This window comes from Citrobacter sp. R-1.5.2 (assembly GCF_035064245.1).
In the GTDB taxonomy this organism is placed as follows: Bacteria; Pseudomonadota; Gammaproteobacteria; order Enterobacterales; family Enterobacteriaceae; genus Citrobacter.
Genome location: NZ_JASEYC010000007.1, coordinates 211721 through 227404, shown reverse-complemented (window position 1 = coordinate 227404; position 15684 = coordinate 211721). Strand labels below are relative to the sequence as shown.

Sequence of the window (15684 nt, the reverse complement as noted above, 5' to 3'; positions counted from 1 at the left end):
CTACTTCGCAGTTGCTAACTACCAGGAGCAAATGTGGTCACGATACGCTGGGATATTAAAACAATTGATCGTCTGTCGATGGTTGAGGATGTCCTGAAGGAATTTTCCTGCTGTGATATCAATATCATCTCCATGAAAGTTACGCCTGGACGCATTCTGATTAAATCCTGGTGTCGACAGTTGCAGGATATTTCCTGCGTACAATCCAGCTTAAGCCAACGCGCTGATATTATTAACGTTGCTTATCTGTGTGAAGAGATAAGCGAACTGTCGATGTCTGAACCGGAACGTCCGCGTTATTTTTCTGACATTATTTGCAGCAGCCAGAGTATGCAACTGCTGATAGAAAAAGCGATCAGAATAGCGGATAGCAAATATACCGTTTTGGTTCGTGGTGAAACCGGAACCGGTAAGGAGCTGCTGGCCCGGGCCATCCATAATTCCGGGTCACGGCGTTTTTATCCGTTTATTCCGGTTAACTGTTCAGCGCTTCCCGAATCGCTGATGGAAAGTGAATTTTTTGGCTATGAGAAAGGGGCCTTCAGTGGCGCGGACTGTAAAGGCAAAAAAGGGTTGTTTGAAATGGCTGATAAAGGCACCCTTTTTCTGGATGAGTTTGGTGAAATGTCGCTGAGCTTACAGGCCAAATTGTTGCGTGTCCTTCAGGATGGGGGGATCCGTCGCGTTGGCGGGGCGCAAACCATTCCGGTTAATGCGCGTATTATTGTGGCGACTAACGCGAATCTGGAAGAGATGGTGGAGCAACGTCTGCTGCGCGCCGATCTCTATTACCGCATCAACGTACTTTCACTCACCATTCCACCGTTACGCGAGCGCCCACAGGATATCAGTCTGCTGATCCGCCACTTTGTGCAGAAATACGCGAAGGAGTTCCAACGGCGAATTATTCTGGATAAAGCCTGTTTTGACGCTTTGCACCAGCACAGCTGGCCGGGGAACGTACGTGAGCTGGAAAACACGATTATTCGTCTGATGCTGATGGCCGAATCTGATGTTATTACCCGGGAGGACCTGGGGATGGCGAATCTGTCGGCAGGCGAATTGCGCCACACCCAACGTCCGTTTAAAGAACAGGTCCAGTGTGCTGAGCGTCAGTTAATTGAGCAGATGGTGGAAGAGAATGTGTCGTCGCGGCATATTGCTAAGGCGCTGGGCGTATCGCATACCACGGTATTGAATAAAATTCGGAGTTACCAGCTTGAGAGCGTGAGTTAAGCGCCGCCAGACATTGACGGCGCTGTCATCGGATTATTCAATCAGTTTTAACAGTGGCGACAGGCACAGCAAAATCCCGTAGATCAGGATTAGCCAGGTTTTTAGCCCGCGCAGTTTTTCCAGTTGCGCCACTTTATAGATCAAGAAAAACGGAATAATACACGACACAATTCCATATAGCGGACTGCCTAACTGGAAGAATACCAGCACTGAGACGCGGAACGAAACCCAAATAACCAGCGTAATAACGATAAACGTGCAAATACCCAATGTAAGCACTAGTGGGTTTATTTTATCAACATCAATTACGCGGCTAAGCACGTTAAGGATAATTCCTTTAATCGCTTCATGGAAGCCCAGGTAAATACCGAAGAATGCGGTCAGGACAGCAAAGATATTCAATATCGTGGAGGTGATATGAATAATCTGACCAGGAATGACCTGCGCCGCCAGAGCCAGTGCAGAAATATTCTGTTCGAAGGCTGAAACCGCCTCTTCATGGCTAATCGAAAAGGTAAATGAGAATGAGAAAAACAGGATGACTGCAATCAACGTAATGTAGCTGATGCGGTGGGTACGAATGGCCATGCGCGTTGCCAGTACCCGATCAGCCACCCGTTTGCGGTAGGCGATATTCATGGGGTTGAGCACCTGAATAAACACCGCAGAGAAGAAGCAGAATGGGATGGTCAACAGAACGTCACGAAAGAAGACCGAAGCTTCAGGAAAGGCGCTGATATTGCTGAAGTTCCAGTGTGGGACCATCGCAAAGCCGAAGATAATGATAATGCCGACTTTTACCACCACCATCGGGCCGGAGATTTTGAACAGCAGCTTTTCTCCACCGGAAGCAATGGCGACCAGTACCGCAAAAATAGCCACTTTATAGATGATTGATTGCGAAAGGTCGGTGTCGGTTAGCCCGAAGGTTTTTATATATGAGGCACTGTCAAAAACAACGGATAATGAATAGATGAATATTCCATGAATAATCATCAAAAAGTAAATCACACCGAGAAATACACCCCAGTTTTTTCCAAGGTAATGACTTATAATATCGGTGTAGTCATTGCAGGTTTCACTTTCGGATAATGTTTTTAAATAAATGTCCTGCACAATATACGTTGCCGGGTAAGCGATAATAAAGGCGACAATAAAAACCCAAATGCCGGTTAAGCCAATTTGTACCGGCATCAGAACTGTACCAGCACCAATTGCCATGCCGATGCAGAGTAATACCCAGCCAAAATCGTATTTTGTAAATGGTATTTTCTTTGAGAATGGTACGGCGGTTGCTGTATTGTTGCTTAATTGTAATGTGTTGTCCTGCATAGAACCCCCTGCCCAAAATACCCGTTCTCCCCAAAAAAGGAGTGCGCGTATAGCCAGACTGTTGTGCCTTGATTCTCAACGACCTGAACCGAGCATCGTCGGTTCAGGTCGTAATGGTCAGAATGTTGCCTTTCTGATGGCGTGTTCAAGGTCGTTAATAATATCTTCTGGATCTTCAAGACCGACAGAAAGACGGATAAGTCCGTCGGTAATACCTGCTTTAAGCCGTTCCTCTGGCGCAACGGGCGAATGTGTCATAGACGCTGGGTGCTGAATGAGGGTTTCGGTATCACCGAGACTGACCGCGAGGAGGCACAATTCTACAGAATTGATCATCCGTCTGCCAGCATCGAGGCCGCCGGCAATTTCAAAGCTGATAATTCCCCCGGGCAGGCTCATCTGCCGTTGGCCCAGCTCATACTGTGGGTGCGAAGTCAGACCTGGATAATACACGCGGGTAATGGAGGGATGTCCTTCCAGGAAACGGGCAATTTTCAGCGCGTTTTCACAGTGACGTTCCATACGAATGCCCAATGTTTTAACGCCGCGTAGGGTTAGCCAGGCGTTGAAAGGGCTCATACAGCCACCGGTAATATCCTTCAAACCGACAAACCGCGCCTGGTCGATAAACTCCTGCTTCCCGACAATGATGCCGCCAATCACATCACCGTGTCCGTTAATGTACTTGGTTACACTGTGGACCACGATGTCTGCGCCCAATTGCAGAGGCTGCTGACAATATGGCGACATAAAGGTGTTATCCACGACCAGCAAAGCGCCCTGCTGGTGGGCAATGCCCGCCACTGTTTCGATATCGACCAATGAGAGCGTCGGGTTGGCGGGCGTTTCGATATACACCACTTTAGTTTCCGGCCGCATTGCGGCGCGGATTTCTTCCGGTTTCGCGGCGTCGACAAAACTCACGTTAATGCCGAACTTCGGCATGCTGTGCGACAGAAATGCGTGAGTACAACCATAAATTGCGCTGGCAGAAACGATATGGTCACCTTGTTGACACAGCGTCAGCAGAGTTGTGGTGATGGCGGAAATGCCGGATGCCGTTGCCAGCGCGGCTTCACCCCTTTCCAGAACTGCCAGCTTTTTCTCCAGCGCATCGGTGGTGGGGTTACCCAAACGGGTATAAATGTACCCGGACTCTTCGAGCGCAAAGCGGGCGGCACCCTGTTCGGCGCTGTCAAAAACAAACGTTGAAGTCTGGAAGATAGGCGTACTGAGCGCGCCGGTTGAAGGGTCGGGTTGTTGTCCCGCGTGAACGATCTGGGTATTGAATCCGTAAGTACGACAGTCAGACATGATATCTCCTTTAATTCGGAACAGAACAGCTCACACTCAAATAGCAATTGCTGTGCCAGAAAATGAATTAATAGATATCAATGGGTTATGTGTTTTCCTTGATTGATGGTCGGCAGGAATGTTGCCAACTGGCAAGAATCTTTCCAGCGTACTGGCGAGAAACGGGTGAAGTGCGAGGCGCTACGCAGAGCGGAATATTGCGCAGTGATATGGCGAATGGGTTACCGTAGAATCAGCGGCAAGCCGGGATATCCCGGTGAGGCGCAATGTTGCGGGGGCTTGATCCCCGGCGGCATAGGTTGCTGGAAAGAGAAAACCCCCGCACGTTGTTCGGTAAAAACCTGGCAACAAAACGGGGGCTAACTTGAACCTGAACAACTCAAGAATAGCCGTGAATAGTTGCCATTGCAACGCAGGCGGCTATATGACGCTCATGTAACTGGGTAGTGCTTTCTGGCACGATCTGGCAGCGCCGATCATCGCTGGTATTATTGCCAGCCTGATTGTGAACTGGCTACGTAACAGTAAGTAATGCCCCTTATGGGTGTCTGGTTGCCGTAATGGCAATATGCGTCCGAACCAGGCCGCAGAGGCAACTTTGCGGCCTTTTTCGCCTTAATTGCAGGTAAATCCCAGCGTCATGTGTCTAACCTGCGGCGATAATGCCCAAAGGGAAGTTTTCAGATACCGCCTCTCTTAATACCGCTACGATGGGGTATACTCTGACGGCAGTTTTTGTCTATCCGTGGAGAGTCAGTTTGCGTGTCAGTCGCTCGTTAACAATTAAGCAGATGGCGATGGTTGCGGCCGTTGTCATGGTGTTTGTTTTTATTTTTTGCACCGTTTTGTTGTTCCATTTGGTCCAGCAGAACCGCTATAACACGGCTACGCAACTGGAAAGCATCGCTCGCTCCGTCCGTGAACCTCTGTCGGCCGCCATCCTGAAGGGGGATATCCCCGAAGCGGAAATGATTTTAAGCCGTATCCAGCCCGCTGGCGTGGTCAGTCGCGCGGATGTGGTACTGCCTAACCAGTTTCAGGCATTGCGGATGAGCTTTATCCCTGAACGCCCCGTTCCGGTTACGGTGACTCGACTGTTTGAACTGCCGGTGCAGATTTCGCTCCCGGTCTATTCTCTTGAGCGCTCCGCCAACCCACAGCCGCTGGCGTATCTGGTGTTACAAGCGGATTCATACCGCATGTACAAATTCGTGACGAGCACGCTTTCAACGTTAGTGACCATTTACTTACTTTTGTCGTTAATCCTGTCGGTCGCCATCTCCTGGTGTATTAACCGCCTGATTGTGCACCCGTTACGCAAAATTGCTCGCGAACTGAACGATATCCCGCAGCAGGAACTGATCGGCTATCAACTGACATTACCGCCTATGCATCAGGATGATGAGATTGGGATGTTGGTGCGTAGCTACAACCTGAATCAGCAACTGGTCCTGCGCCACAGTGAAGAGCAGAACGACAATTCGATGCGCTTTCCGGTCTCTGAACTGCCAAATAAGACGTTCTTAATGGGACTACTTGAGCAGATTGTTACTGGCCCGCAAACAACTGCGCTGATGATTGTCACCTGCGAAACCCTGCGTGATACCGCCGGTGTATTGACCGAGACCCAGCGGGAAATCCTGCTGTTGACGCTGGTTGAGAAACTGAGATCGGTGCTGGCACCCAGAATGGTGCTTACTCAGGTGAGCGGCTATGACTTCGCGATTATCGCGCACGGTGTGAAGGAACCCTGGCATGCAATCACATTAGGTCAGCAAGTACTCACTATCATGAATGAACGGTTGCCTATTCAGGGTATCCAGCTACGCCCGAGTTGCAATATTGGGGTGGCGATGTACTACGGCGATTTGACGGCGGAACAGCTATACAGCCGCGCGCTATCGGCAGTGTTAACCTCGCGTCGCAAGGGTAAAAACCAGATCCAGTTCTTTGATCCGCAACAAATGGAAGAAGCACAGCAGCGTTTGACCGAAGAGAACGACATTCTGACCGCGCTTGATCACCAGCAATTTGCGTTGTGGATGCAGCCGCAGGTAGAGATCGCCAGCGGCAAGATGTTGAGTGCTGAAGCTTTATTGCGGATGCAGCAGGCAGACGGAAGCTGGGAATTACCGGAAGGGTTAATCGACAGGATTGAATCCTGTGGTCTGATGGTGAAGGTTGGATATTGGGTGCTGGAGGAGTCTTGTCGCCAACTTGCAGCCTGGCAGGAACGAGGTCTGATGTTACCGCTTTCGGTGAATCTGTCTGCGCTACAACTGATGCACCCTAGTATGGTGTCGGATCTGCTGGAGTTGTTAAACCGTTATCGCATTAAGCCCGGCACCTTGATTCTTGAAGTTACCGAAAGCCGACATATCGATGATCCGAACGCCGCTGTCGCTATCCTGCGTCCGCTGCGCAATGCGGGGGTACGCATTGCGTTGGATGACTTTGGTATGGGCTATGCGGGTCTGCGACAGTTGCAGCACATGAAGTCACTGCCAGTTGATGTGCTCAAAATCGATAAGATGTTTGTTGAAGGCCTGCCAGAGGATAGCAGTATGATTTCTGCCATTATTCAGCTGGCTCATAGTCTCAATTTGCAAATGATTGCGGAAGGCGTTGAAACCGAAGCGCAACGCGACTGGTTATCACAGGCAGGGGTGGAAGTCGCGCAAGGATTCCTGTTTGCCCGTCCGGTTCCGGCAGATATCTTCGAAGAACGCCATTTAGCGAAGGAATCAGCTGATTACAAAAGTTAAAAAAGGTAGCGCTTGTGCGAGCCAGTTCAAAATTTTTAACAAATTTGTATCAATTATGATCCAGGTGCATTTCTGTCATGTTGTGTGGGTGTTACTTTAAGGCCGCAGGTTAAACAAAACCTTACAAGACCTGTGGTTTTTACTTTAAGGACACCCTATGAAAACCTCTATCTTCAAAAGCCTTTACTTTCAGGTCCTGACAGCAATTGCCATTGGTATCCTCCTTGGCCATTACTACCCTGAATTAGGCGCCCAAATGAAACCGCTTGGCGACGCGTTCGTTAAGCTCATTAAGATGGTCATCGCACCTGTTATCTTCTGTACTGTCGTTACCGGCATTGCAGGTATGGAAAGTATGAAAGCAGTAGGCCGCACCGGTGCGGTTGCACTGCTTTATTTTGAAGTGGTTAGTACGATTGCGCTGATCATTGGTCTTATCATCGTCAACGTGGTGCAACCCGGTGCCGGGATGAACGTCGATCCGGCAACGCTGGATGCCAAAGCGGTAGCGATTTACGCCGAGCAGGCAAAAGACCAGGGGATCGTGGGCTTCCTGATGGATATTATCCCGGGTAGCGTCATCGGCGCGTTCGCCAGCGGCAACATCCTGCAGGTATTGTTGTTCGCGGTGATGTTTGGTTTTGCTCTGCACCGTCTGGGCAGCAAAGGCCAGATGATTTTCAACGTAATTGAAAGTTTCTCGCAGGTTATTTTCGGCATTATCAACATGATCATGCGCCTTGCGCCGATCGGTGCTTTCGGTGCCATGGCCTTTACCATCGGTAAGTATGGCGTCGGAACGCTGGTGCAACTGGGTCAGTTGATTATTTGCTTCTACATCACCTGTATCTTGTTTGTGGTCGTGGTGCTGGGTTCGATTGCCCGCGCAACCGGCTTCAGCATCTTTAAGTTCATCCGCTATATCCGTGAAGAACTGCTGATCGTTCTGGGGACCTCTTCTTCCGAGTCAGCGCTGCCGCGTATGCTTGATAAGATGGAAAAGCTGGGCTGCCGGAAGTCTGTCGTTGGTCTGGTTATTCCCACCGGCTACTCGTTTAACCTTGATGGAACATCGATATATCTGACGATGGCGGCGGTGTTTATCGCGCAGGCCACCAATAGTCATATGGATATCTTCCATCAGATAACCCTGTTGGTGGTGCTGCTGCTCTCCTCGAAAGGTGCAGCGGGCGTGACCGGAAGTGGCTTTATCGTGCTGGCAGCGACGATTTCCGCAGTAGGGCACCTGCCGGTAGCGGGTCTGGCGCTCATCCTGGGTATTGACCGCTTTATGTCTGAAGCGCGTGCGCTGACTAACCTGGTCGGTAACGGTGTGGCAACGGTCGTTGTGGCTAAGTGGGTGAAAGAACTGGACCACAAAAAGCTTGATGATGTGCTGAATAATCGTGCGCCGGATGGCAAAACGCACGATTTATCCTCTTAATCTCGCCACTTATGCCCGTAGTCCCTTCCAGGACTGCGGGCGTTTGCGCATAATTACCCCCTGAGCCTGAAACTGTCTGTTCGACGGTTTCGGGATTTTTTCACTTCTTCCGTGACATTTTTATGTTCTTGCGGTCTAACACGAAGTGTTTTTAACGTCATATTCAGAGAGTCCTTCTCAGGGCTGTCTTTTTATTACCAGGATAGTTGATCAGGGGTTCACATGCAGGGCACAAAAATTCGACTTTTAGCGGGCGGCTTGCTGATGATGGCCTCTGCCGGCTATGTGCAGGCAGATGCGCTCCAGCCTGACCCGGCGTGGCAACAGGGCACGCTGGCGAATGGCCTCCAGTGGCAAGTGTTAGCCACCCCCCAGCGCCCCAGCGACCGTATTGAGGTTCGCCTGCTGGTAAATACCGGTTCACTCACCGAAAGTACGCAACAGAGTGGTTTTAGCCATGCGATCCCACGTATCGCGCTGACGCAAAGCGGTGGCCTTGATGCCACGCAAGCCCGTTCTCTGTGGCAGCAGGGGTTTGATCCTAAACGCCCCATGCCGCCCGTTATCGTTTCCTATGATTCCACGCTGTATAACCTTAGCTTGCCCAATAGCCGAAATGACCTGCTGAAAGAGTCGCTTTCATATCTGGCGAATATCTCCGGCAAGCTAACCATTACCCCTGAAACGGTTAACCATGCGCTGAGCAGCGAAGATATGGTGGCAACATGGCCGACGGATACCAAAGAGGGGTGGTGGCGTTATCGTTTGAAAGGTTCCACGCTGTTAGGGCACGATCCCGCCGATCCGCTGAAAAAACCGATTGATGCAGCAAAAATTCAGTCGTTCTACCAGAAATGGTATACCCCGGACGCAATGACGCTCATTATCGTCGGTAACGTTGACGCGCGCAGCGTGGCTGAGCAAATCAATAAAACCTTCGGGGAGTTAAAAGGAAAACGTGAAACGCCGGCTCCGGTGCCTACGCTCTCTCCACTGCGTGCGGAAGCGGTAAGCATTATGACCGATGCGGTACGTCAGGATCGTCTTTCCATCATGTGGGACGCGCCGTGGCAACCTATTCGTGAATCCGCCGCGTTGTTACGCTACTGGCGTGCTGATTTAGCCCGTGAAGCGCTGTTCTGGCATATTCAGCAGACGTTATCCAGGAACAACGCAAAAGATATCGGCCTCGGTTTTGATTGTCGGGTGCTGTTCCTGCGTGCACAGTGCGCCATTAACGTTGAATCGCCGAACGATAAGCTAAATGCGAACCTGGGCACGGTGGCACGTGAACTGGCGAAAGTGCGGGATAAGGGCCTGCCGGAAGAAGAGTTTAATGCGCTGGTGGCGCAAAAAAATCTGGAATTGCAGAAACTGTTTGCCACCTACGGCCGCACCGATACCGATATTTTGATCAGCCAGCGTTTGCGCTCGTTGCAAAACCAGGTGGTGGATATCGCGCCAGAACAGTATCAGCGTTTACGGCAGAACTTCCTGAATGGCCTGACCGTTGAGATGTTGAATCAGGATTTGCGTCAGCAGCTATCGCAGGATATGGCTCTCATTCTGCTTCAGCCGAAAGGGGAACCTGAGTTCAACATGAAGGATCTGCAGGCGACATGGGATAGCATCATGGTGCCAGCGACTACGGCGGCAACGCCGGTTGAAACGGATGAATCTCACCCAGAAGTGACGGATATTCCGGCGGTACAGTAAAGGTATCGTAACGTGTAGGCCGGGCAAGCGAAGCGCCTCCGGCCTACAAGGATAATAGTTACTGCGGCATGGCGTCGCGTGGAATAATCGCCCCGCGATGCTGAATAACGGTACTTGCCGTCAGGTGACCGCGTTTAGCGGCTTCAGCGGCATCGCCACCGGTTAAACGTACTGCCAGATACCCGGCACTGAAGGAGTCTCCTGCCGCCGTGGTATCGATCACTTTCTCTTTCGGTAATTTTACAGCCGGTACGTCGATAAGTCCTTCACCCTCGATGGACACCAGGCAAGAGTCTGCGCCGCGCTTCACAACCACTTCCTTTACGCCGGCTGCGTGAGTCCGGGCAATCACGTCCTCTACGGGTTTTTCACCCCACAGCGCGTCTTCATCGTCCAGCGTCAGGAACGCAATATTGGTGCACTCCAGCATCTGCTGATACACCTGCTGAGTTTCTTCTTTGCTGCTCCACAGACGCGGGCGGTAGTTGTTGTCAAAAATGACCTTGCCGCCGTTGGCACGACACTCGCGCAGCAGCGACAGCAGTTTGTCACGGCTGGCCGGGCTTAAAATCGCCAGGCTGATTCCGCTCAGATACAGATAGTCAAATGTCGCCAGCTCTTCGCAAATAGCGGCGGATTGTTCGCTCTCCAACCAGAATTTCGCCGCTGCTTCATTACGCCAGTAGTAGAAGGTGCGCTCACCAGTACTGTCAGTCTCGATGTAATAGAGACCCGGCAGACGGTTTTCCATACGCTGGGTTAATGACGTATCGACGTTTTCGCCCTGCCAGGATTCCAGCATTTGCTGGCTGAAACTGTCAGTGCCCAGCGCCGTGACATAATGTACGGAAAGGGCCGCAGAATCGACCTGACGGGCAATATAAACGGATGTATTCAACGTGTCGCCACCGAATCCGCGCTGAACGTCAGCGCCTTTCTGTGACAGCTCAATCATGCATTCGCCAATCACGGCAATCTTCCTGGACATAGTCGTAACCTGCTCTGAAAAAAATTAGCGTTAGTGTGCGCTGTGGGTGTTAAGTGGTCAACTATATTAAAACAACGTTCCATTATTTTTTTGAGCCAGAACGTGTTCTGTGTCGTTTTTGCTGCTGTTTTTATTTTGCGTACTGCTGAACGTAAAGTTCTGCGCCTGAGCGCCGATAACCTTTGACGAGTCCGGTCAGTCACACTCTTATTTACAGGACACCTCAGATGATAAAGCAGGTCACCCAGCAGCTAATTACGCCAGATGCGAGTATCGAATGCTTGCAGGAGCGACGCTATTGGCTGCAGTGCGAGCGTGCTTACACTTATCAGCCCATTTACCAGACCAATGGTCGGCTGATGGCCGTTGAGCTGCTAACCGTCGTGAGCCATCCTGATAACCCTTCTCAACGCATTGCGCCAGACCGTTATTTTGCTGAAGTTGCTGTTCGGCATCGCGTTGAGGTAGTGAAAGAGCAGCTTGAACAACTTGAACTTAAAAGTGATTTTTTCAGAGCCCACGATCTGCTGGCCTCCGTCAATGTTGATGGCCCGACGCTCATTGCGATGCGCCAGGACCCCGAGATCCTGAAAATCATTGAATGCCTGCCCTGGTTGCGCTTTGAGTTGGTAGAGCATATCCGTTTACCGAAGGGGTCGTCGTTTGCCTCAATGTGCGAATTCGGCCCGCTCTGGCTGGATGATTTTGGTACCGGAATGGCCAATTTCTCGGCCCTTAGCGAAGTGAGCTACGACTACATCAAAGTGGCGCGGGATCTGTTTGTGATGCTGCGTCAGACGCCGGAAGGCCGTAACCTCTTCACTCTGCTGCTCCAGCTTATGAACCGCTATTGCCGTGGCGTGATTGTCGAAGGTGTTGAAACCCTGGAAGAGTGGCGCGATGTGCAAAACTCACCGGCTTTTGCTGCTCAGGGCTATTTTCTCTCTCGTCCGGTGCCGCTGAGCACCCTTGACGAGGTGATTCTGTCGCTTTGATGCGGATGTAGCGTGCCTCCTTTTCGCCCTGCTGGACTATCTTTAGGACAGGCAAGGGAGGAAGTCAGGAGGAAAAAGTGACGAAAACAAGCAAAATAGCCACAACTGTAGCAGGGGTTTTCTTGTTGCTGATCGTCGTGCTCATCATTGTGATTGCGACATTTGACTGGAACCGGCTCAAACCGACCATCAACCAGAAAGTCTCTACTGAACTTAACCGTCCATTCGCCATACGCGGCGATCTGGGCGTCGTCTGGGAACGCCAGAAGCAGGAAACCGGCTGGCGCAGTTGGATTCCGTGGCCGCATGTTCATGCTGAAGATATTATCCTCGGCAACCCGCCAGATATTCCCGACGTCACAATGGTACATCTCCCCCGCGTTGAGGCGACGCTTGCCCCGTTGGCACTGCTGACAAAAACCATCTGGTTACCGTGGGTCAAGCTGGTGAAACCCGATGCGCGGCTCATCCGGCTGTCGGAGGAAAACAACAACTGGACCTTTACGCCCGTTGGGGATAAAAACCGCGATCCGGATGCCACTCCCTCTGCCTGGTCATTTCGCCTGGATAACATTCTGTTCGATCAAGGGCGTATCGCTGTGAACGATAAGGTGACGCAATCGGAGCTGGAGATCCTGGTCGATCCATTAGGCAAGCCGCTACCGTTTAGCGAAGTGACAGGTACCAGCAGCAAAGAAGGGAGCGCCAGCGTTGAGGATTACGTTTTTGGTCTGAAAGCCCAGGGCCGCTACAACGGTGAACCGCTAACCGGAACGGGAAAAATAGGCGGGATGCTGGCGTTACGCGGCGAAGGTACCCCTTTTCCGATACAGGCTGACTTTCGCTCGGGCAACACGCGCGTGGTATTTAGCGGCACGATAAATGACCCGATGAATATGGGCGGTGTCGATCTACGGCTTAAATTCTCTGGGGATTCACTCGGGGATTTATACGATTTGACCGGTGTGCTGTTACCGGATACGCCACCGTTTGAAACGGATGGGCGTCTGGTGGCAAAAATCGATCCAGAAAAGTCCTCTCTTTTTGAATACCGCCATTTTAATGGTCGCATTGGCGATAGCGATATTCACGGAACGCTTACCTATACCACCGGCAAGCCGCGCCCGATGCTAAAAGGCGACGTTGAATCACGCCAACTACGACTGGCGGATTTAGGACCGTTGATTGGCATTGATTCGGGTAAAGGGGCCGAGCGGGCAAAACAATCTGAACGACGCAAAGGTGAGACCAGCGTGCAACCCGCCGGCAAAGTTTTGCCATATGACCGTTTTGAAACCGATAAATGGAACGTGATGGATGCTGACGTGCGTTTCAAAGGGCAACGGATTGAGCACGGTAGCCGCTTGCCCATCAGCGGTCTCTCCACCCATATCCTCCTGAAAAATGCTGACCTGCGCCTGCAGCCACTGAAATTTGGTCTGGCAGGGGGCAGCATTGTTTCCAGCATCCATCTGGAAGGTGATAAAAAGCCGATGCGGGGGCAGGCGGATATTCAGGCGCGGCGGCTTAAGCTAAAAGCGCTGATGCCGGATGTGGCGCTGATGCAGAAAACGCTTGGTGAGATGAACGGTGACGCCAGGTTGAGCGGTAGCGGAAATTCAGTGGCTGCGTTGCTGGGTAACAGCAACGGTAATCTGAAGCTGTTGATGAATGATGGATTGGTCAGTCGCAATCTGATGGAGATCGTTGGGCTGAATCTGGGTAACTATATCGTCGGACAAATATTCGGTGATGACGAAGTACGGGTGAACTGCGCAGCGGCAAATCTGGATATCGTCAAGGGTATCGCGCGCCCACAAATTTTCGCGTTCGACACGGAAAACGCAGTCATTAACGTGACCGGGACTGTAAGCTTTGCATCGGAGCAACTGGATTTAACCATCGACCCGGAGAGCAAAGGTATTCGTATTATTACCCTGCGTTCACCGCTGTATGTTCGCGGGACATTTAAGAACCCACAGGCCGGGGTAAAAGCTGGGCCGTTGATTGCACGCGGTGCGGTGGCTGCCGCGCTGGCAGCGCTGGTTACGCCAGCGGCGGCGCTGCTGGCGCTAATTTCTCCGTCGGAAAACGAAACGAATCAGTGCCGGACGATTTTGTCGCAGATGAAGCAGTGATGTCTGGCCGGATGTTTATCCGGCCTGGATTGTATGCTCAATCCAGACCGGAGAAGGGCTTACACCGCCATCCGGCAAAAAAATCACAATGACTTATGCCGTGTCTCATGGGTTAACAGCAGGGCGACCAGGGTTAACGCCGCCATTGATGCCAGATAGGTTCCTACCGCCGCCAGACCGTAGTTCCCCTGCAGCCATGCGGCAATATAGGGGGCAACAGAGGCACCGAGAATCGACGAGACGTTATACGAGAATGATGCGCCCGTGTAGCGAACTTCGGTCGGGAACAACTCCGGAAGCAGTGCTCCCATCGGGCCGAATGTCAGCCCCATCAGGCTCAATCCCAGCAACAGGAAGGCGAACACCAGCACCGGGTTACCGGAACCCAGCAACGGCTTAAAGGCAAACAGTGCAAACAGAATGATAAGCGTGGTGATGATGAGCATGCTTTTGCGACGACCAAACGCATCGGCCAGTAGACCTGCCACTGGTACCATCACACCGAAGCCAATCACCGCCATCATCAGCATCCACAATACGTCATTACGCGGTAAGCCAAGACCCACAGGTGCTGCGGCGGTACTGAACGTCATCGAGTAGACGGTCATGATATAGAACAGCGTATAGGTCGCCAGCATGATGAACGTGCCGAGGATGGTCACGCGAACATGCTTTGTCAGCAGAGTGCCCAGCGGGATTTTTACCTGCTTTTTCGCTGCGGCGACTTTGGCAAATACCGGTGATTCGTGGAGCGAAACACGGACGTACAGACCGATAATAACCAGTACGGCAGAGAAGATGAAAGGTACGCGCCATCCCCAGCTCATAAATTGCTCATCAGTCAACAGCCAGGAGAGCAACAGGAACGTGCCGTTAGCGAAGAAGAAACCGATAGGCGCACCCAACTGCGGGAATGAACCGTACAGCGCACGTTTACGCGGTGGCGCGTTTTCCGTCGCCAGCAGTGCAGCACCGCCCCATTCACCTCCCAGGCCTAAACCCTGGCCAAAACGCGCCAGCGCCAGCAGCAACGGGGCGAAAATGCCGATGGTTTCATAACCCGGCAGCAGACCGATGACGACCGTTGAAATCCCCATGGTGAGCAGTGAAGCAACCAGCGTGACTTTACGTCCAACACGATCGCCGAAATGGCCGAATACGGCAGAGCCGATCGGACGGGCCACGAAGGCGATAGCAAAGGTAGCCAGCGACTGTAGCGTTGCCGCCGCTGGGTCACCCTGCGGGAAGAAGATGTGGGGGAACACGATCACCGCTGCGGTCGCGTAAATATAGAAGTCGAAGAACTCAATAGCGGTGCCGATGAGCGAAGCGACGACGACTTTATTGCGCGAGTTGACCGGGGCGTGTTCCTGTTCGTTATCGAGTGTTGTAGCGGTTGCTTGCATAATATTTTCTTATTTTGGGTCGAACGAAAGGTCATATTACGCACAGCAAAAGAGACATTTCAATCTGTAACAAACGCTGAGCCTGGTCAAAATAAAGTCAAAAAGAGGATAATTTTTATGCTGGCGTTTTCACTTCCATGAAATGCTTCACATAATTTAAAACTTAGTTGATAAAACTGGTTTTTGGTTAAATAAAAGTTACGAGTTGGATTTATTCACTAAATCGGTGAGAACAGACGGCATTATAATTGCCGGATGGCGCTGCGCTTATCCGGCCTACACAACTCCCCCGTAGGCCGGATAAGGCGCGCGCGTCGCCATCCGGCAATTCACAACTCATCCGGCGGTGA

The 15684-nt window shown here is 51.6% G+C and carries 11 protein-coding genes; 7 read left to right on the top strand and 4 right to left on the bottom strand.

The window, feature by feature from the left end:
* Window positions 1-33 precede the first annotated feature (33 nt).
* Window positions 34-1236 (top strand): sigma-54 interaction domain-containing protein, encoded by a 1203-nt coding sequence (locus QMN38_RS14945; protein WP_271456069.1) that lies wholly within the window; start codon window positions 34-36, stop codon window positions 1234-1236.
* 33 nt (window positions 1237-1269) lie between these two features.
* Here QMN38_RS14945 and QMN38_RS14940 read toward each other — a convergent pair whose 3' ends face one another.
* Both QMN38_RS14940 and megL read right to left on the bottom strand, forming a co-directional pair.
* On the bottom strand, window positions 1270-2568 hold the full coding sequence (locus QMN38_RS14940; RefSeq protein ID WP_271454429.1) for an SLC5/6 family protein: 1299 nt from the start codon (window positions 2566-2568) through the stop codon (window positions 1270-1272).
* A gap of 117 nt (window positions 2569-2685) precedes the next feature.
* Window positions 2686-3882, bottom strand: coding sequence for a methionine gamma-lyase (gene megL, locus QMN38_RS14935; RefSeq protein WP_271440395.1), 1197 nt, complete (start codon window positions 3880-3882; stop codon window positions 2686-2688).
* Between the two features lie 439 nt (window positions 3883-4321).
* Here megL and QMN38_RS14930 point away from each other — a divergent pair, with 439 nt between their 5' ends.
* The 4 genes from QMN38_RS14930 (at window position 4322) to QMN38_RS14915 (ending at window position 9807) form a co-directional block, all read left to right on the top strand.
* A complete protein-coding gene (locus QMN38_RS14930; protein ID WP_323605295.1) occupies window positions 4322-4414 on the top strand; it encodes a type I toxin-antitoxin system toxin Ldr family protein in 93 nt (30 codons plus the stop codon).
* A gap of 226 nt (window positions 4415-4640) precedes the next feature.
* Window positions 4641-6647 carry a biofilm formation regulator HmsP gene (gene hmsP / locus QMN38_RS14925; RefSeq protein ID WP_271448730.1) on the top strand — a complete coding sequence of 669 codons (2007 nt, stop codon included), beginning with the start codon at window positions 4641-4643 and terminating at the stop codon, window positions 6645-6647.
* Between the two features lie 157 nt (window positions 6648-6804).
* Window positions 6805-8091: a C4-dicarboxylate transporter DctC gene (dctA, locus tag QMN38_RS14920; protein WP_048213643.1), complete on the top strand. Its 1287-nt coding sequence runs from the start codon at window positions 6805-6807 to the stop codon at window positions 8089-8091.
* A 222-nt stretch (window positions 8092-8313) separates the two neighbouring features.
* A complete protein-coding gene (locus QMN38_RS14915; RefSeq protein ID WP_271448729.1) occupies window positions 8314-9807 on the top strand; it encodes a M16 family metallopeptidase in 1494 nt (497 codons plus the stop codon).
* A 58-nt stretch (window positions 9808-9865) separates the two neighbouring features.
* Here QMN38_RS14915 and kdgK read toward each other — a convergent pair whose 3' ends face one another.
* Complete coding sequence (gene kdgK, locus QMN38_RS14910; protein ID WP_271456067.1) at window positions 9866-10795, bottom strand: 2-dehydro-3-deoxygluconokinase; 930 nt, start codon at window positions 10793-10795, stop codon at window positions 9866-9868.
* 227 nt (window positions 10796-11022) lie between these two features.
* Between kdgK and pdeH the strand changes: the two genes are divergently transcribed.
* The gene (gene pdeH / locus QMN38_RS14905) at window positions 11023-11790 is read left to right on the top strand and encodes a cyclic-guanylate-specific phosphodiesterase (RefSeq protein WP_271440399.1); all 768 of its coding nucleotides are present in this window, start codon (window positions 11023-11025) and stop codon (window positions 11788-11790) included.
* A gap of 77 nt (window positions 11791-11867) precedes the next feature.
* A complete protein-coding gene (locus tag QMN38_RS14900) occupies window positions 11868-13928 on the top strand; it encodes an AsmA family protein (protein ID WP_323605285.1) in 2061 nt (686 codons plus the stop codon).
* An 83-nt stretch (window positions 13929-14011) separates the two neighbouring features.
* Here QMN38_RS14900 and QMN38_RS14895 read toward each other — a convergent pair whose 3' ends face one another.
* Entirely contained in the window at window positions 14012-15334 is a 1323-nt protein-coding gene (locus QMN38_RS14895; protein ID WP_137382029.1) for an MFS transporter, read from the bottom strand.
* Window positions 15335-15684 lie beyond the last annotated feature (350 nt).